Source organism: Ruegeria sp. BB7 (assembly GCF_056539365.1).
In genome coordinates this window covers 19942-38041 of the sequence record NZ_JBQFUV010000019.1, presented here as the reverse complement: position 1 = coordinate 38041, position 18100 = coordinate 19942, and the positions used below count along the sequence as shown (strand labels likewise).

18 protein-coding genes are annotated in these 18100 nt (G+C 57.9%); 1 reads left to right on the top strand and 17 read right to left on the bottom strand.

What is annotated here, in order from left to right:
- Positions 1-7: 7 nt before the first annotated feature.
- From ACR0D7_RS18160 to ACR0D7_RS18115, 10 genes are all read right to left on the bottom strand, one after another.
- Positions 8-1363: an amino acid ABC transporter permease gene (locus tag ACR0D7_RS18160; protein WP_480680272.1), complete on the bottom strand. Its 1356-nt coding sequence runs from the start codon at positions 1361-1363 to the stop codon at positions 8-10.
- 1 nt (position 1364) lies between these two features.
- Positions 1365-2633: an amino acid ABC transporter permease gene (locus tag ACR0D7_RS18155; protein WP_480680271.1), complete on the bottom strand. Its 1269-nt coding sequence runs from the start codon at positions 2631-2633 to the stop codon at positions 1365-1367.
- Between the two features lie 126 nt (positions 2634-2759).
- A complete protein-coding gene (locus ACR0D7_RS18150; RefSeq protein WP_170387740.1) occupies positions 2760-3779 on the bottom strand; it encodes an amino acid ABC transporter substrate-binding protein in 1020 nt (339 codons plus the stop codon).
- A gap of 208 nt (positions 3780-3987) precedes the next feature.
- Positions 3988-4695 carry an ATP12 family chaperone protein gene (locus ACR0D7_RS18145; protein WP_480680270.1) on the bottom strand — a complete coding sequence of 236 codons (708 nt, stop codon included), beginning with the start codon at positions 4693-4695 and terminating at the stop codon, positions 3988-3990.
- 4 nt (positions 4696-4699) lie between these two features.
- A complete protein-coding gene (locus ACR0D7_RS18140) occupies positions 4700-5371 on the bottom strand; it encodes an HAD-IA family hydrolase (RefSeq protein ID WP_480680269.1) in 672 nt (223 codons plus the stop codon).
- The gene (locus tag ACR0D7_RS18135) at positions 5368-6411 is read right to left on the bottom strand and encodes an RluA family pseudouridine synthase (RefSeq protein WP_480680268.1); all 1044 of its coding nucleotides are present in this window, start codon (positions 6409-6411) and stop codon (positions 5368-5370) included. The genes ACR0D7_RS18140 and ACR0D7_RS18135 overlap by 4 nt, the downstream gene beginning before the upstream one ends.
- 109 nt (positions 6412-6520) lie before the next feature.
- On the bottom strand, positions 6521-7831 hold the full coding sequence (locus tag ACR0D7_RS18130) for a replication-associated recombination protein A (protein ID WP_480680267.1): 1311 nt from the start codon (positions 7829-7831) through the stop codon (positions 6521-6523).
- Between the two features lie 4 nt (positions 7832-7835).
- On the bottom strand, positions 7836-9221 hold the full coding sequence (locus ACR0D7_RS18125) for a trypsin-like peptidase domain-containing protein (RefSeq protein WP_480680266.1): 1386 nt from the start codon (positions 9219-9221) through the stop codon (positions 7836-7838).
- Between the two features lie 170 nt (positions 9222-9391).
- Entirely contained in the window at positions 9392-10282 is an 891-nt protein-coding gene (locus ACR0D7_RS18120; protein WP_480680265.1) for a DUF2950 family protein, read from the bottom strand.
- Position 10283: 1 nt separating this feature from the next.
- Positions 10284-11633, bottom strand: a complete 1350-nt coding sequence (locus ACR0D7_RS18115; RefSeq protein ID WP_480680264.1) for a DUF3300 domain-containing protein — start codon at positions 11631-11633, stop codon at positions 10284-10286.
- A 123-nt stretch (positions 11634-11756) separates the two neighbouring features.
- Here ACR0D7_RS18115 and ACR0D7_RS18110 point away from each other — a divergent pair, with 123 nt between their 5' ends.
- The gene (locus ACR0D7_RS18110; protein ID WP_480680263.1) at positions 11757-12740 is read left to right on the top strand and encodes a TAXI family TRAP transporter solute-binding subunit; all 984 of its coding nucleotides are present in this window, start codon (positions 11757-11759) and stop codon (positions 12738-12740) included.
- An 80-nt stretch (positions 12741-12820) separates the two neighbouring features.
- Here ACR0D7_RS18110 and rplQ read toward each other — a convergent pair whose 3' ends face one another.
- From rplQ to rplO, 7 genes are all read right to left on the bottom strand, one after another.
- Positions 12821-13243 (bottom strand): 50S ribosomal protein L17, encoded by a 423-nt coding sequence (gene rplQ / locus ACR0D7_RS18105; RefSeq protein WP_480680262.1) that lies wholly within the window; start codon positions 13241-13243, stop codon positions 12821-12823.
- 118 nt (positions 13244-13361) lie between these two features.
- Complete coding sequence (locus ACR0D7_RS18100) at positions 13362-14378, bottom strand: DNA-directed RNA polymerase subunit alpha (RefSeq protein ID WP_170387759.1); 1017 nt, start codon at positions 14376-14378, stop codon at positions 13362-13364.
- A gap of 114 nt (positions 14379-14492) precedes the next feature.
- Entirely contained in the window at positions 14493-14882 is a 390-nt protein-coding gene (gene rpsK / locus ACR0D7_RS18095) for a 30S ribosomal protein S11 (RefSeq protein WP_170462414.1), read from the bottom strand.
- 15 nt (positions 14883-14897) lie between these two features.
- Positions 14898-15266 carry a 30S ribosomal protein S13 gene (gene rpsM / locus ACR0D7_RS18090; protein WP_008757392.1) on the bottom strand — a complete coding sequence of 123 codons (369 nt, stop codon included), beginning with the start codon at positions 15264-15266 and terminating at the stop codon, positions 14898-14900.
- Between the two features lie 200 nt (positions 15267-15466).
- Complete coding sequence (locus ACR0D7_RS18085) at positions 15467-16111, bottom strand: adenylate kinase (RefSeq protein ID WP_480680261.1); 645 nt, start codon at positions 16109-16111, stop codon at positions 15467-15469.
- A complete protein-coding gene (secY, locus tag ACR0D7_RS18080; RefSeq protein ID WP_058283501.1) occupies positions 16108-17472 on the bottom strand; it encodes a preprotein translocase subunit SecY in 1365 nt (454 codons plus the stop codon). Before secY ends, ACR0D7_RS18085 begins: the two co-directional genes overlap by 4 nt.
- 109 nt (positions 17473-17581) lie before the next feature.
- On the bottom strand, positions 17582-18055 hold the full coding sequence (gene rplO, locus ACR0D7_RS18075) for a 50S ribosomal protein L15 (RefSeq protein ID WP_480680260.1): 474 nt from the start codon (positions 18053-18055) through the stop codon (positions 17582-17584).
- Positions 18056-18100: the final 45 nt, after the last annotated feature.

Below are 18100 nucleotides of genomic sequence, written 5' to 3'. Positions count from 1 at the left end.
GAACTCCTTAACGGTGGCCAGTCTGAAGCTTGCGCTCCAGGTACATGGAATAACGGGACATGGAGAAGCAGACGACGAAGAACAGAACGCCGATAAAGGCAAACAGTTCCCAGTAGACGCCATTCCAGGCGGTATCGGCGCGGATGCCGTTGGTCAAGCCGATCACGTCGAACAGACCGATGATCGAGACCAGAGTCGTATCCTTGAAGATACCGATGAACGTGCTCACGATGCCCGGGATCGAGATTTTCAGAGCCTGTGGCATGATGATCAGCCGTTGCGCCTGCCAGTAGTTCAGGCCCAAACTGTCGGCCCCTTCGTACTGACCGCGTGGCAGGGCTGCCAGGCCACCCCTGATCACCTCGGCCATATAGGCGGCCGAGAACAGGGTCATCATGATCATCACCCGCAGGATGATGTCAAAATTGGTACCCGGCGGCAGGAAGAGGTTCAACAGCAGCGAGGCCACGAACAGCAGGGTGATCAGCGGTACGCCACGGATGAATTCGATAAAGCCCACGCACAGATACTTAACGATCATCAGATCCGACTGACGGCCGAGCGCCAGAACGATACCGATGGGCAATGAGACACCGATGGCGACAACCCCCAACAGGATCGCCAGCATGAAGCCACCAAAGTCGCGGCTTTCCACTGAGGCAATGCCAATCGGAATGACAGAGTTGATCGCGTCAGCAACCGAACCAGCAGCAAACAACCACCAAAGAATTGGCAGCGCGACCGCAAGGATCATCGCTGTCAGTGAACCCGCGACGGGCAGCACAAACTTGTATGCAAGATACCCAATGGCAAACCCGGCGGCGACCATCAGCGGCCCCCAGATGCTGCCGCCCCACATCAGCCAAGGCAGCAGGAACGGGTAGGCCGCAGTCACGAAAAGCAGTTTGCGCGGAACTTTGGTGAACAGCACAGGCGCAATCGCAACAAGCAACAGGATGAAGGTCAGGTTCGGACGGAAATAGGCCGGCCACGCGCCAGTTTCTGGCGGATTAGACCACGTTGCGTCCGGATGCGCCGGATAAGGCGGATAAAAACCGTACAGCAATTGCAGCCACCGGTCCTTGATAACACCCCAGCAAGCATGGCCATGAGTATCGCCCCATGTCGCCATCATGATCTCACGACATTCCGACAGGGAATTGGCGTTCCAAACGGATTGGAACGTCCATGCCAGGATGTTGGAGAGCACATAGTAGATGAAGAACAGCGACACTAAGGTCAGGATGGCGTTGAGCCAGCTTGAGAACAGGTTATGCCTGATCCAGCCCAGCACACCCACTTCGGATGCGGGCGGAGCTTTTTCCGGCAACATTTCCGTGCGGACAAATGAAACATCACTCATATTACCGCTCCACCAGTTTGACACGGTTGTTGTACCAGTTCATCACCGCCGAAATGCTCAACGAGATGGTCAGATAGACCAGCATCAGCAGAAGAACGCATTCCAGTTCGCGACCGGTCTGGTTCATGGTGATGCCGCCCAACGTACCCGTGATGTCCATATATCCGACCGCAATCGCCAGTGACGAGTTCTTGGTCAGGTTCAGATAGTTCGAGATCATCGGCGGGATGATCACCCGAAGTGCTTGCGGCAGTATAACAAGGCGCATGGTCCGACCCGGGCGCAGACCCAGTGCAGATGCGGCCTCGGTCTGACCTTTAGAGATGGCCAGAATACCGGCACGCACGATCTCCGCGATGAAAGCCGCAGTGTACAGCGACAGAGCCAGCCAGAGGGCAATCAGCGAGTTCCGCAAATGGGTGCCGCCGGTAAAGTTGAAGCCCTTCAATTCGGGATAGCCGAGGTGGAAGCCCAGCACAGTCAAAAGGATGGCAGATGGGACGAACAGCAGGCCCAGCTGGATGTGCCAGATGGTTGGACGATCGCCTGTCTGTTCCTGCGTGGCATTGGCCCAGGCCATCACCTTGCGCATAGCAAAGATACTGCCGCCAAACACGATCAGGAATGCGACCAAATCCAGCGAGACATCAAAGCGCAAGCTCGACGTGCCGAACAGGTGGATGTCACCCAAACCGCGCGAAAACAGAAATTCAGGGATATAAACCCCACGGTTGGTCACAGCGACCGTGCCGAACAGATCCATCGTGGCTTCTGGATTTTCACCGCGAAAGGCGCGTGGCGCTGGCAGGCTTTCGATCAGGATTGCCATAGCGAACACGATCCAAAGCAGAACCGGAACGTTGCGGAACATTTCGACATAAACCGTCATGATCCGCGCGATCAGCCAGTTGTTCGACAGACGCAGAACACCAACCATGACGCCGATGATCGTTGCCGTGATACAGCCCAGAACCGCGACAACAAGCGTGTTCAGCAAGCCTATGAAGGCCGCACGCAAATGGGTATCGCGCGAGTCGTATTCCAGCAGGCGTTGGTTGATGTCATAACTCGACGGCTCGCTGAAAAATCCAAACCCGACTGTTCTGCCCAGCGTTTCGAGGTTTTGAATGGTGTTGCTAATAATCCAGGCTGCCAGAAGCATGAAACCGATCATCGCTATGACCTGAATGGTCGCAGATCGATACCGCGTATCGTAAAGGAGCATGGACAGCCGGAAGTGCTCCTTCGGCGGGTCAGTGATTGTCGTCATGACCTATTTTTTTCCCCGTGCATCCCGCTTTTAACCGGCGAAGTTGGTCTTCGCTCAATCTATCCGGGAGTGTTTCTTATTTAAGGAAAAAGGGCGCAGGTTGCCCTGCGCCCTATTCCGTGGATTTTAGCGGAACGGCGGTGCATACAGCAGACCGCCATCGGTCCACTGTGCGTTCAGGCCGCGTGCCAGACCGATCGGAGTTTCCTCACCGATGTTCTTGGCAAACACTTCGCCGTAGTTGCCGCCAACCTTGATCGCGCGCTGTGCCCAGGTCGCATCCAGACCCAGCATCTCGCCCAGAGTACCTTCGGTACCCAGCAGACGGTTCACTTCCGGGTTGTCGCCGGGGCCGCTCGACAGTTCGTCGATATTGGCCGAGGTCACGCCCAGTTCTTCCGCCGCGATCAGCGCGTTCAGGGTCCAGCGAACCACATCGCCCCACTCGTGATCGCCGTGACGGACCAGCGGGCCCAGAGGCTCTTTCGAGATGATTTCGGGCAGGATCACATGATCACCAGCGTTTTCAAATGTGGCGCGGGTAGCCGCCAGGCCGGATGCGTCTGTTGTGTAGACGTCACAGGCACCAGCCAGATACTGCTGCTGCGCTTCGGCGTTGGTTTCGATCGGAACCGGCTCATAGCTCATGTTGTTGATGCGGAAGAAATCCGCCAGGTTGAGCTCGGTGGTGGTGCCAGTCTGGATGCAGACGGTTGCGCCATCCAATTCCTTGGCCGAGCTGACGCCCAGAGCCTTGGGAACCATGAATCCCTGACCATCATAGTAGTTGACGCCCACAAATTCGAACTTCAGGTCCACATCGCGGCTGAAGGTCCAGGTGGTGTTACGGGCCAGCATGTCGATCTCGCCCGAAGCCAAAGCAGTAAAGCGTGTTTTACCGGTGGTCGGAATGAATTCGACAGCGGACGGATCGTCCAGAACGGCGGCTGCAACTGCGCGGCACACGGCCACGTCAAAACCCTGCCATTCGCCGTTGGCATCCGGGCTGGCAAAGCCGGGTACGCCGGTTGCCACGCCGCAGTTCAGTTTACCGCGTGCTTTGACATCATCGACGGTCCCCGCCGCAGCTGCACCAGCAGCCAGCGCGGCGATGGTTGCCACGCCCAAGATTACGGATTTTTTCATTTTTACCTCTTCCTGATTGTCCGCCCCACTCCAGGGACGGTTCTGTCCGGCACCTCTGGCACCAGAAAGGTTTCCCCAAAGGTGTCTCCCCTTTAGTGGGCACGAGTTTGGTCGCATTCATAAACAAACGTCAAGGGCAGGATCAGGGAAAACGATGAGTCAATTCAGAGATGCCTCATCCGAGGTTACAAAATCAGACGCTGAAGGTTCAATTCGAGAGGTCAAAGAACCGTTTTGCGTGCAAAAAGGCGGCTTTTTTGACTTCTGCGGCTGCGAATGCCTCGTCGTCATGGCCCCATTGCTCGATCTGCCAAAGTTCGTCCAACCTTGAAATATTCCAGATTTCTTCGGCTTTGCGCCAGTTTTGGGCGGCAGCCAATCCCAGAATAAGCGACCCAGACAGGCTTACAAGGTCGTGGAAAGCAGCCAGTTGAAAATGGCTAAGTGCATGAACACGTTGCCTGAGGGCGGTCAGAGCTTCAGGTGGTTGGGGCTGATGCAACACGCCGACCACGGATTGCAGTCGAACCAAAAGCACCTCGGCGGCCCAGTCCAATGCCGGGTCCCACTGCTCGGCCTGACGCTCCTGCAACTCTTGCGGGTGGGCTGCGCGATAACAAAGCAGATCCGAATCGCCGTAGTCGGCCAGCATGTCCGCAACCTCAGCGTGTTGACGGCGAACCTTGTCGATGGCGGCATTTGCCGATCGTGTGAACGGCATCGAGGTCGGGTCGACCTCTTTATCCTGCGCGTCCCATTCCGCCGCCACTTCTTCAGCCATGGCACGGGTCGGCAGGATCAGGGTGGCCTTGGCCGGAGTTTTCACACGGCGACCATCCAGTTCCACGTTATAGCCGCCCTCGGCATCAACCACCGCACTCTCGGTCCAAAATCGTTTCGGCTTCCAGTCGCTCATGTCTTCAGGTCCAGATATCGTCCAGCGCACGAGGCAGCTGATCAAAGGTTTCAATAACGCGGGTTGCACCGTTCAGAGCGGACCGCTCGTGATAACCCCAGGCCACGCCAATGCCAGCCACACCAGCGGCGCGGGCCATGTCCATGTCGAACTGTGTATCACCGATCATGACCGTGTTGGCCGCCTCCACCCCGGTTTCGCTGCGCGCTGTGTCGATCATCGACGGATGCGGTTTCGACGGGTGGTGATCCGCCACCTGCCGGGTCACAAAGTACCGCTCCAGCCCGTGCGCCTCGATCAAGGCGTCCAGTCCACGCTGCGATTTCCCGGTGGCCACGCCCAGCAGAACCTCGGGCACCGCATGTAGCGCCTCAATCGCATCCAGCGCCCCTGGATAGAGCGGCGAACTGGCGGCCCCCTGTTCCAGCCGATGCGCATGATAGGCCTGCTTGTAGCCATCAACCAAACGCTGCTGAACCGTGTCGGAATGTTCCGACGCCAATCGCGCCATGGCTACCGGAAGGGACAGGCCCACAATAGACAGGATTGCATCCCGCTTGGGCACCGGCAGGGAGTGTGCATCGAAACTGGCGGTCATCGCCGCCACGATACTGCCCTGACTGTCGACCAAAGTGCCGTCTACGTCGAACAGCACCAAACGCAGCGGTGCGCTCATTGCAGCGCCTCAAAGGGATCGTTGTCAACCAGGTCTTCGGTCCAGCCGAACGTGTCCCAACTGTGCTTCATGTGATCGGGCAAAGGTGCGGTCACCGTGATTGTCTTCCGCGTCACCGGATGCTGAAATGAAGCCTGACGCGCGTGCAGGTGCAATTTCTTGCTGATGATACCGCCAAGCTGCGCGCCCCAGCCATCGCCAAGATTCTCCTGCCCTGAGCCGCCGTATTTACCGTCACCGATGATCGGATGGCCAATGGCTGCCATATGCGCGCGCAGTTGATGCGTACGGCCTGTGATCGGCTCCATCGCAACCCAGGCGGCGCGCCCTGCGACTCGATATAGCGTCGCGTAAAGCGTATGCGCCCTTTTCGCGCCGGGCGTGTCGTTCACCTCGTTCATATGTACGGCGATCATCTTTTCGCCTTCGCCCTGCTTGCCGTGGCCCGCGGCCTTGACCAGCCCGGTCTTGATCTCACCCAGGTAGGGGGTCGGCACCCCGGCCACCAAGGCCCAGTAGATCTTGCGCGTATCACGGTGACGGAACGCGGCGGTCAGCCCTTTTGCGGCCTCGCGCGTGCGGGCCAACAGCAAAACGCCTGACGTGTCCTTGTCCAACCGATGCACAAGGCGAGGGTTCTCGTCATAGCCGAACCGCAGTGCCTCGGACAGGCTGTCCACATGGCGAGTCTGACCGCTGCCGCCCTGCACCGGCAGGCCATGCGGTTTGTTCAACGCCAGCACGTGATCGTCGCGATAAATCACGCAAGACTGGATCATCTTGGCATCCGCATCCGAGATGCGGCGCTTGACCTCGGCTGGCTTGTGATCCGCATCGGGCAGCGGCGGCACGCGCACAACCTGACCGGCCTCGAGCCGGGTCGAAGCCTTGACCCGTCCGCCTTCAACCCGCAGCTCACCCTTGCGGCACATCTTTTCGATGCGCCCCTGGCTGACATGCGGAAACAGGCGGCGCAGCCACCGGTCCAGCCGCTGGTCGCCATCACCCTCTGCCACGGTGATCATCTGTACGCCGCTCATGCCGATATCCCCTGCGTCGCGCAGATGTTCTGCGCGGTAAACCTGTCTGTACGTGCCCTAGAAAACATGCGCGTCTGTGGCGTGCAAAGGGCAAAGAGTCAAGCAGGCCTTAGCCGTTCCGCTGCGCCCGCAACTTGGCGAAATAGTCCAGCCGCTTTTTCAACTCGCGTTCGAACCCTCGTTCGACCGGCTGGTACAATTCGGGTCGCTCCATACCGTCGGGAAAGTAGTTCTGGCCTGAAAACCCATCCTCGGCATCATGATCATAGGCATAGCCCGCGCCATAGCCCTGATCCTTCATCAACGAGGTCGGCGCATTCAGGATATGCTTGGGTGGAGGCTCACTGCCCGATTGCTTGGCCAGTCGCATTGCGGCTTTGTATCCGACATAGGCCCCGTTCGATTTCGGGGCCAAGGCCAGATAAACCAACGCCTGCGCCAGCGCCAGCTCGCCCTCGGGGCTACCTAGGCGTTCATAGGTCTGCCACGATTGCAGACAGATCGCCTGTGCCTGTGGGTCGGCCAAGCCGATATCCTCGACCGCCATCCGTGTGATCCGACGCGCCAGATAGCGCGGATCTTCTCCGCCCGTCAGCATCCTCGCGAACCAATAGAGCGCAGCGTCCGGGTCAGACCCGCGCACCGATTTGTGCAGGGCCGAGATCAGGTTGTAATGCTCGTCCCCGGATTTGTCATATTTCGCCGCCCGACGCATCAGCCGGGTCGACAGCGCATCCGGGTCCAACGGCGCATTGACCTTCCACGCCGCGACCTGCTCGATCAGGTTCAGCAGCGCGCGCCCGTCACCGTCGGCCATTTCTTGCAGCGCCTCACGGGCGGGACCGTTCAGTGGCAGGGCGCGGTCCAATTCCTTTTCCGCACGTTGAGTCAGACGTTCCAGATCGGCCAGACTAAGCCGTTCCAATACCAGCACCTGCGCTCGGCTCAGCACAGCGGCGTTCAACTCAAAAGACGGGTTCTCGGTGGTGGCCCCGACCAGCAGGATCGTGCCGTCCTCCATGTGCGGCAGAAACCCGTCCTGCTGGGCTTTGTTGAAACGGTGAATCTCGTCCACGAACAATAGCGTACCCTGCCCGTTCTGACGACGGATCTTGGCGGCCTCGAACACTTTCTTCAAATCCGGCACGCCGGTGAAGATCGCGCTGATCTGTACAAAATGCAGATCAGTCTCTTGCGCCAGTAACCGCGCGATCGTGGTTTTCCCCACACCCGGAGGTCCCCAGAACACCAGACTAGACAAGCTGCCCGAGGCCAGCATGACACCCAGCGGCGCGTCCGGCCCCAAGACCTGTTCCTGCCCGATAACCTCGGCCAGCGTCTTCGGTCGTAACCGATCCGCCAGTGGGCGATGGGCAGGCGGCGCAGGCTCGGCGGCCCCGGTGTCAAACAAGTCACTCACGTCGTTACAACCGGAACCGCAGGGAAACCGAACGGCCCCCGCGCACAATATCCAAGGTCAGCCTGCGCCCCGGGTCAGTCAGGGCATCAATTACATCCTGCGGGTGCGCAATCTGGGTGCCGTTGATGCTGTTGACCACATCCCCCACGCGCAGCCCGGACCGGCCACCATATCGCCCCGCGTCCACCACGACCACACCCGTCTGGGACAGCAGCAGCCCCATCCGCGCAATCACTGCCGGGTTGATGCGCGAAATAGTCAGGCCGGGCATCACGGTATGATCATCCAGCGTCGTTTCTTCGGCCGCTGGATGATCGGGAGCCTTGATCAGAGCCACCTCTACCTCGGCGTTTTCGTCACCGCGCAGCCGTGTAACAACCGAGGTGCCGCCGACACCAGCCACAGACATACGGAACTTCATCTCTGCCGGAGAGTTCACCTCATCCCCATCCACATGGGTTACCACGTCACCGACACGCAGCCCGGCCACAGCCAATGGGCTGAGCGGGTGCAAGTCAGAGATCACCACGCCCATAGGGATCACCAGACCCAGCGACTCGGCGATATCGGCGCTCATGTGCTGGCCCGCCATTCCGGCCCAGGGGCTTACGAAGGTTTCATTGCCCTGCTTCGCCTGCCGCAGGAACTCGGCCACCAGATTGGCCGGGATCGCAAAGCCGATGCCGTTTGAGCCACCCGAACGGGTCAGAATCGCGGTGTTGATCCCGATCAGGTCGCCGTTCACATCGATCAACGCGCCACCCGAGTTCCCCGGATTGATGGCCGCGTCTGTCTGAATGAAATAACCTCGCGCGTTACCGGTTGCAGCCCCGGTTCGGGCAAGCCCTGATATGATGCCCGACGACACGGTCTGCCCGACCCCAAAGGGGTTGCCAATGGCCAAGGCCAGCTCACCCACCTCGACATGATCCGAGTCGCGCAATTGCAGGAACGGAAGGTCATCGGCCTCTTCAAGGCGCAATATGGCGATATCGCTCTCCTTGTCACCCAGAGCGACCTGGGCCGAATATTCGCGCCGATCTGTCGTCACCACTCGAATTTCGGTGGCAGTCCCGACCACGTGATAGTTCGACACCACATAGCCGTCCGCGGAGAGGATCACACCCGAACCCAGCGAGTTCTGCACCCGTGGACGCGGTTCAGCAAAGCCACCGCCAAAGAAATCCTGAAAGAACGGGTCTGAGAAGAACGGGTTTGAACGCCCCTGCCGAACGATCTTGGCATAGATATTGACGACCGCAGGCGAGGCCTCTTTGACCACCGGGGCAAAACCCAACGATATCTCGGCTTGCGACTGCGGCACACGGGTTTCCGCAATGGCAGCCGAAGCGCATACGAAGGAAAAAGCGATAAGTGTCGCGCGGAACATAGTGACCTCAACTTTCAGAGTTGAGTTGGATATGCGCCCGCGTGAAACGTAATGCAAGCTTCCGGCGACAGTCGGTTCAGAAGACCGTGCAGACATGTGCCCAGCAAGGTAATCCCTCGGCGATTGGCTTGGCTGGTGACAAACGCAGATTTAAAGTTTAACTCAACTCGTCACTCGACCGGCGACCAGTCCGGACCGGGATCATAGGTCGAGATTTCAGCCAATCGTTCGAGTGTATCCGGACCAAAATCCGCCTCATAGACAATCCCGTTTTCACCCACCAGAAATGAATGGATTCCGGTTTCACCGTAGTCTGACGGGACCGCCAAGAGCGCATGCCCGGCCACGAATTTATCGCCGACAAAATAGGAATAAGCCCCTCCGGGCGCGTTTGGACCCTGCCCCTGCAAGACGGTGTAGTAATATCCAAGAAAAGGCTCGGCGTCATAGTCTGCCTCGCCGTCACTCCAACCCGATGCGGCAGCTCGGGCCAGCGCTGCACCGACAAAGCTATCTTCTTCGGGCCAGAACAGCCCGTTTTTGACACCCGGGTCCGCAATGATCGTCTGAGCAAATTCCATCACGCCATCGCCATTGTGATCGACCAGCCTGAACGCGGCCTGAAGATCGACGTAAGCCTCAAGCAATTCGATGACATCCAGTTCGTTCAAACCAATCTCTCTGGCCGAGAGCTCTTCAATCCCGGCTTCGAGATCGAAATGCCAACCGTCTTCCCCGCGGGAAATGGGGATCGGGAAAGGCCAGCTGTCTTCGCCCAGCAGGATAACAACCCCTTCATCCTCTGGCTGAAAGCGATAACCCTCGGCGTACATGCCAAGCACTTCTTGCCGCCTTTCCCGGTCCTCGACGGGATCACCTGTCCCAATCAGGTCTTCGGCCTCGGGTCCGAAAATTTCCAGTAACTTGTTCTGATCATCCGCCCTCAGGGCATCTACAAAGTTATCCAAGGCGGTTTGCGGCGTATCAAACCGAGCCCCATCCGAAAGTGCCGGACCGGCAGTTGCAGCAAATAATACAATAGAAAAAACCGAATTACGCATCTTACCGTCTCCGCTTTCCTTTGGCGGCGTGGCCGCGATTGGACGCGCTGTGGGTTCTCTTCCCTGACGCCTGTTTCTTCATCGCCTTACCTTTCGACGCAGATTGTTTGCGCTGAGCCGTCGTCGCTTTCTTCGCCTGAGGTTTCTTGGCGGCTTGAGGTTTTTGTTTAACAGGCTTTTTCGCAGCATCTGGTCTTTGCTTGGTACGGTCGACGGCTTGCTGTTTGGCCGCAGCTTTATCCCGGTCGACATTGCCCCGGTTCACCTGTGGCAGGTCCTTTTTTCCACCGCCCCGGCTGGCAAGAGCACCGCCAGCGACGGCTCCCGCACCTGCTCCGGCGGCAACCGCTGCTGCCCGATCCCGCGATGCGCCATCCCGGCTGATATCAGCAGCACCGGATTCCCGGCTCAGTTTCGCCCGCAACTCGTCCGTTCGGCCTTCAGGGCGGTTCACCGGCAGATCGCCACGGCCACCTTCGGGCCTTTTGTGGTTCGAGATTTTATCCTGCGCCTGCTTTTTGCGATCGGGGTCGGGTTGCCATCCGATATCCTTTCGATCGCCAAGATCAACGTTGTCGATATTGACGTTACGGTCGACATCAATGTCGATATCGGGGTTCCGGACAATGGGTTGACCATTCCAGCCCCCGCAATTCCGGCACCCCCAATAGTCGTACCAATCATCGTCGTCGTCAAAAATTTCATCGATGAGGGCAACAACACCAAATGTCAGCAAAGCCGTACCCACTATGTCTCCGGTCGAAGGTCCGGTGTAGACTGTTTCGGGATTGTACTGGGGTACATACACTGTCTCAGTATTTGTTGGCGTGATGACGACTGTTTCATCTTCGGCCACCTCTACGGTTTGTTCAGGACCCGAGACCAAAGCACCACTGTCAATCGCCTGGTCCCTCATAACCTGAACAGCGTCCATTACATCATCGGACTGGGCCAACATCGCGGTGCCCATCGTTTCAGTCCAGTCAATATGAGTGGCCATCTGCCCAACAACTTCGGGAAAAGCCGTTGCAAGAACACTGACCGAAGGGTCCCAGCCCATGGCTTCGATTTCCGGCTCCAACTCAGCCGGATCACGGTCGGCATTGTCCAACAGGAAACGCTCGGCCTTCACGATCTCCAACGGCTGAGTGGCAGCAACAAATATCTGGATGAGCAAAGTGTCCGGGTACAAAGCCACCGGAGCAACAAGAGTTTGAAGCTCAGCATCTGTCAGAAAATTAGATTGGTCAGCCGACACGTCTTCGTCTGTTGCTGTATCGTCGGACGTCTCTTGCGCATAAAGTGCTGTGGATGCGCCAATACCGAGCGCAAAAATCAGATACCTAAACATATTGCGATCCTTTAATTTCTTAAAGGATCACCCAAGATTGCGATTCTGGCAACAATTCGCATTGACGGGCAGCGGTGGCGCGGGAAACATACCCCCACAATTACTACTTAGAACGGAAATTTTGTGTTTAAAACTTTCAGCCAGAACAGGCTCACTCGTCCTCGCCTTTCATTTGCAATCATCGCTATACTTTCGGGATTGATCGCGCCTGCCTCTCAGGCTGCGGATAGCAGGATAACTGTCGGTACAGGGGGAAAGGGCGGGTATTATTTCCAAATCGGCGATCTGATCTGCAAATCCTTCGGGCAACAAACAAATGGCTACAAATGCCGCGCCCGGTCAACGGATGGCCCAAGGGAGAACCTCCCAAAGCTTCGGAGTGGGAAGTTTGACATCGTCGTAGCGCGCTCTGACTGGGCCAAACAGGCACTTGAAGGAACCGGGCACTTCAAGTCCAAGGGCTCCGACCCATCACTGAGATCGCTATTTTCGATCCATAGTGAACCCCTAACCATCGTGACCAGAAAGGGCGCCGGGATTAAAGGGGTCAGCGACCTGAGTGGTAAGCGCGTCCGGCTGGGAAGGTCCTCCACGCACATGGTGCGGCAAATCCCTCAGGTAGAGAACTGGGATACGTCCGCTTTCAGAACATTCAAGCCCGGCGACCTGAATGAACAACATACCGAGCTGTGCTCAGGTGAGATTGATGCCATAGCCGGGGTAGTCGCCTATCCGTCAGGTCGGATTCAGAAAACAGCACAAACCTGCTCGATCCAGTTGGTAAACCTTAACGGGTCTCGAATCGACCGTCTGGTCGCCGTCTCTGATACGCTCAGCAAAGCGACAATCCCGGCAAATACGTATGCAGGCGTGACGTCACCGACGGAGACATTTGGCTATAAGGCAACTTTGCTGACCAGCGCAGAAATGCGTGAGGAGGATGTCTATGCCTTCGTCAAATTCACATTTGAAAACCTGAGTGAGCTGAGGCGCAAACACCCTGCCCTATACGGCTTGCAACCATCAGAGATGATCCGCGACGGCTTGTCCGCGCCAATGCATCCGGGCGCGATCCAATACTACCAGGAACAAGGTTGGATCAAATAGGGCGGGGCAAAATTATCCGCCGACAAAAAAACCCCCGCGTCCGCAGACACGGGGGTCAGAATTCAGAAAGCTAGGCTTTCTTATTCTTCGTCTGCTGCCTCTTCGTCGGCAACGCGGGCCTTGTCGGCCGCACCTTTGGCGTCGATGTCACGATCAACGAATTCGATGATCGCCATCGGAGCCATGTCACCATAGCGGAAGCCAGCTTTCAGGATGCGGACATAACCGCCCTGACGCTCGGCGTAGCGGGGGCCCAGAACTTCGAACAGCTTCGCGACGTCTTTGTCTTCTTTCAGCTGTGCTGCGGCCTGACGGCGGGCGTGCAGGTCGCCGCGCTTGCCCAGAGTGACCAGCTTTTCGATGATCGGGCGCAGTTCTTTTGCCTTGGGCAGAGTCGTTTTGATTTGCTCATGTTCGATGAGCGAGCCAGCCATGTTCGCAAACAGAGCTTTACGGTGCTCATGAGTACGGTTCAGGCGGCGGTAACCACGTGCGTGACGCATTTTTCAATTCCTTCTTTCGCGTTTTGCTTTGTCTGGCCGGCGATGCGTGTCACCGGCTCTCCTTGGGGCGGAAGTGCCCATACAGTCCCCGGAAGCCCGGGCATTGGAGAAGACGCGCTTAGAACGCGTCTTCGAATTTCTTCGCCAGATCTTCGATGTTGTCGGGCGGCCAGTCCTCGACATCCATGCCGAGGTGCAGGCCCATGCCGGACAGCACTTCTTTGATCTCGTTCAGCGACTTGCGGCCGAAGTTCGGGGTGCGCAGCATCTCGGCCTCGGTTTTCTGGATCAGGTCGCCGATGTAAACGATGTTGTCGTTCTTCAGGCAGTTTGCCGAACGGACCGACAGTTCCAGCTCGTCTACTTTCTTCAGCAGCAGCGGGTTGAACTCCAGACCATCGTCTTCGTCCTGGCGGCCAGCCGATTCCGGCTCGTCGAAGTTAACGAAGATCGACAGCTGATCCTGCAGGATACGTGCGGCGAATGCCAGCGCGTCTTCCGGAGTGATCGAACCGTCGGTGTCGATCTTCAGGGTCAGTTTGTCATAATCCAGAACCTGACCTTCGCGGGTCGGCTGAACGTCATAGGCAACCTTTTTGACCGGCGAGTAGATCGCATCGATCGGGATCAGGCCGATAGGTGCATCTTCTGGCTTGTTCTTCTCAGCCGAGACATAACCTTTGCCGGTGTTGACGGTCAGTTCCATGAACAGGTCGGCGCCATCGTCCAGGTGGCAGATGACGTGATCGCGGTTCAGAACCTCGATACCGGCGCTTTCGCTGATGTCGCCTGCGGTGACAACTGCGGGGCCTTTGGCATTGATCGACAGGCGCTTGGGCCCTTCGACTTCCATGCGCAGCGACACGCCCTTGAGGTTCAGGATGATATCGGTGACGTCTTCACGTACGCCTGCAACCGAGCTGAACTCGTGCAGGACGTTGTCGATTTGAACGCTGGTGATGGCCGCGCCTTGCAGCGAGCTCATCAGAACGCGGCGCAGCGCGTTGCCCAGAGTCAGACCAAAACCACGCTCCAGCGGCTCGGCAACAAGGGTCGCCTGACGCGCGGGATCATTGCCCGGCTTGGCTTCCAGCTGGGTCGGCTTGATCAATTCTGCCCAATTCTTATGGATCATGTAATCCCTCCATTCCTGTCCGCGCCCCATGACCAACAAGGTGCAGACGCCCGAGGTTCAAAATGACGTGCTGGGGCCGTGCAGAAACACAGCCCCAGCTCAATTCAAAATCGCTTAGACGCGGCGGCGCTTCGGCGGGCGGCAGCCGTTGTGAGCAATCGGGGTCACGTCGCGGATCGACGTGATATTGAAGCCCACAGCAGCCAGCGCGCGCAGAGCCGATTCACGACCCGAACCGGGGCCCTGAACTTCGACTTCCAGCGTCTTGACGCCATGTTCCTGCGCCTTCTTGCCTGCGTCTTCCGCAGCCATCTGAGCGGCGTACGGGGTCGATTTCCGCGAACCCTTGAAGCCCATGGTACCGGCAGACGACCACGAGATGGCGTTGCCCTGTACGTCCGAGATCAGGATCTTGGTGTTGTTGAAGGTCGAGTTCACATGGGCGACGCCCGATGCGATGTTCTTACGCTCTTTGCGCTTGATGCGAGTCTTATCGCGTGCCATCAGTCAGACCCTCCCTTATTTCTTCTTACCAGCGATGGCCTTTGCGGGGCCTTTGCGGGTACGAGCGTTGGTGTGGGTGCGCTGACCGCGAACCGGCAGGTTGCGACGGTGACGCAGACCGCGGTAGCAGCCCAGGTCCATCAGGCGCTTGACGTTCATCTGAACTTCACGACGCAGGTCACCTTCGACGGTGAAGTTTGCGTCGATATGCTCGCGGATGGCCAGAACTTCGGCGTCGGACAGTTCGTTGACGCGACGGTGCGCTTCAATGCCTACGGCTTCGCAGATCGCTTTGGCCGAGGTGTTTCCGATACCGGTGATATATGTGAGGGCGATTGGTACCCGCTTTGCAGTCGGGATGTTTACGCCGGCAATACGTGCCACGTGTCACTTTCCTTTTCGTTGCGGTTCCGTAACTCCAGAACCTTTTTTCACAACGCCTAACCGTGGCAGTGCCGCCAGAGGGTTCAGCATTATTCGAGGTGGTCGGGGCATTTGGGACGAATCCCGCCTGCAGTCTTGATTCCCATAGGGATGTGGGTCGATATGGGGTTTTGGTGGGGCCGTCAAGCCCCTACCTGAAGTCAGCCCAGAATCGCCTCGATCGAGGCGGTGACTTCCTTGATGTCGGCCAAGCCATTGACCGGGCGCAGATCGCCCTTGGCATAGTAATAACCGATCAGCGGCGACGTCTTTTTGTAGTATTCCATCAGACGTGTGCGCAGGCTGTCTTCGTTGTCATCCGCGCGGCGCTGGAAATCATTTTCCTTGCCACAATTGGTGCACTTGCCATCCGCCGGGATCGGTTTGGTGTTGTCGTTATAGACCTCACCACACCCACCGCAGGTCGACCGCGCGGTGATACGGCCCACCAGAGCATCATCATCAACGCGCATTTCGATCACGGTGTGAAGCGACTGGCCCAGCTTGGTCAGCAGTGCCGCCAGCGCATCGGCTTGAGCCAACGTGCGCGGGAAACCGTCAAAGATGAACCCAGCCCCGGTTTCAGAGGTCAGCTTCTCTTCGATCAGACCAATCACGATTTCATCCGTGACCAGCTTGCCCGCATCCATGATCGCCGCAACCTTCTGGCCCATTTCTGTTCCGCTGGTCTTGGCCTCGCGCAGCATATCGCCAGTACTTAACTGAACCATGCCGCGTGTTTCGACCAGGTGGCGCGCTTGCGTCCCTTTACCGGCCCCCGGGGGGCCAAGAAGAATAATATTCATCGACGAGAGGGTCCCTTCCTGCCGCGTTTCTTACCCTTGCCGCGCAGTTGGGACTTTTCGATCAGCCCTTCGTATTGATGCGCCAGCAGGTGGCTCTGAACCTGTTGGATCGTGTCCATGGTCACAGAGACGATAATCAGAACCGAAGTGCCTCCGAAATAGAACGGGATGGCAAACTGGCCCCGAAGAATCTCAGGCAACAGACAGACCGCCGCCAGATAGGCCGAACCCAGAACCAGTACGCGGTTGACCACGTATTCTAGATACTCGGCGGTTTTCTTGCCCGGACGGATACCCGGCACAAAACCGTTCTGCTTTTTCAGGTTGTCCGCCACATCGTCCGGTTTGAACGATACGTTGAACGTGTAGAAATACGCGAAGAACACGATCATCGAGGCGAAAAACAGCAGGTACAACGGCTGTCCGGGGCCAAAGTTGGCCAGCAGCCATGACATGACCGGCCCATTGGTTGCGCCCGACGAGAAGGTCGAGATCGTCACTGGCAGCAACAGCAGCGAGCTGGCAAAGATCGCCGGGATAACGCCCGCCGGGTTCACTTTGACCGGCAGGTGGCTGGAGCCGCCCTCATAGATCTTCATACCGGCCTGACGGCGCGGATATTGGATGTGGATCTTGCGCAAGGCCCGCTCCATGAACACCACAAAGGTGATCACGGCGATAACCATCACAATCACACCCACGATCACGGCGGGGCTAATCGCACCCGAACGACCCGAGGCGAAGAATTGCGCCAGTGCAGCCGGAACTTCGGCGATGATGCCCACGAAGATGATCAGAGAGATACCGTTGCCGATGCCACGTGCTGTGATCTGCTCACCCAGCCACATCAGGAACATGGTGCCGCCAACCAGCGTAATCATGGTCGACATGCGGAAGAACATGCCCGGATCGGTCGCCAGATCGCCCGATTCCAGCGATACGGCCAGACCATAGGCCTGAACAGTGGCCAGTGCCACGGTGCCGAAACGAGTGTATTGGTTGATCTTCTTGCGACCCTGCTCGCCCTCTTTCTTGAGCTGTTCGAGCGCGGGAACCATTGAGGTCAGCAGCTGTACGATGATCGAGGCTGAAATGTAGGGCATGATGCCGAGGGCAAAGATACCCATCCGCCCCAGCGCCCCGCCGGTGAACATCGAAACCATGCCGCCGATGCCCTGCCCCGCTTGCTCCATGAATTCACGCAGTGCTTGTCCGTCGATTCCCGGCACCGGAATGAAGGTGCCCAGGCGATAAACAATCAACAAACCCAGTGTGAACAGGATGCGGTTGCGCAGATCGGTGGCTTTGCCAAGGGCAGACCAGCTTGTGTTGGCTGCCATTTGTTCTGCTGCTGATACCATAAATCGGTCTCTCTTATGAAAACACCGCCCAGAACCGTTTTCCGGCTCGGGCGGCGTCTGGGAAAACTTAGTGCTCTATGTAAGCGGGTCTTCGCCCGCTCACAAGCGCTTACTCTGCCGCAGCAGCTTTTGTGACCGTCAGTAAACCACCCGCTTTTTCAACTGCCTCGACGGCAGCTTTCGAAGCACCAGTAACTTCCAGGTTCACCTTGGCGCTGATCTCGCCTTTGGCCAGAACGCGGATACCGTCCAGCTTGCGGCGAACCAGACCGGACGCAACCAGAGCGTCTTCAGTGATCGCAGCTTTGGCGTCCAGTTTTTTGGCGTCGATGAATTTCTGGATCAGGCCCAGATTGATGACGGCGAATTCCTTGCGGTTCGGCTTGTTGAAGCCACGCTTGGGCAGGCGCTGGTACAGCGGCATCTGGCCGCCTTCGTAGCCATTGATGGCCACACCCGAACGGGATTTCTGGCCTTTGATACCACGGCCACCCATTTTACCTTTGCCGGAACCCGGACCACGGCCAACGCGGGTGCGTTTCGGGTTGGCGCCAGGATTGTCGCGCAATTCGTTCAGTTTCATTTCGCTTCTCCTAAGCCGGATGTGACCCCCGAAGCGTGATGGGCC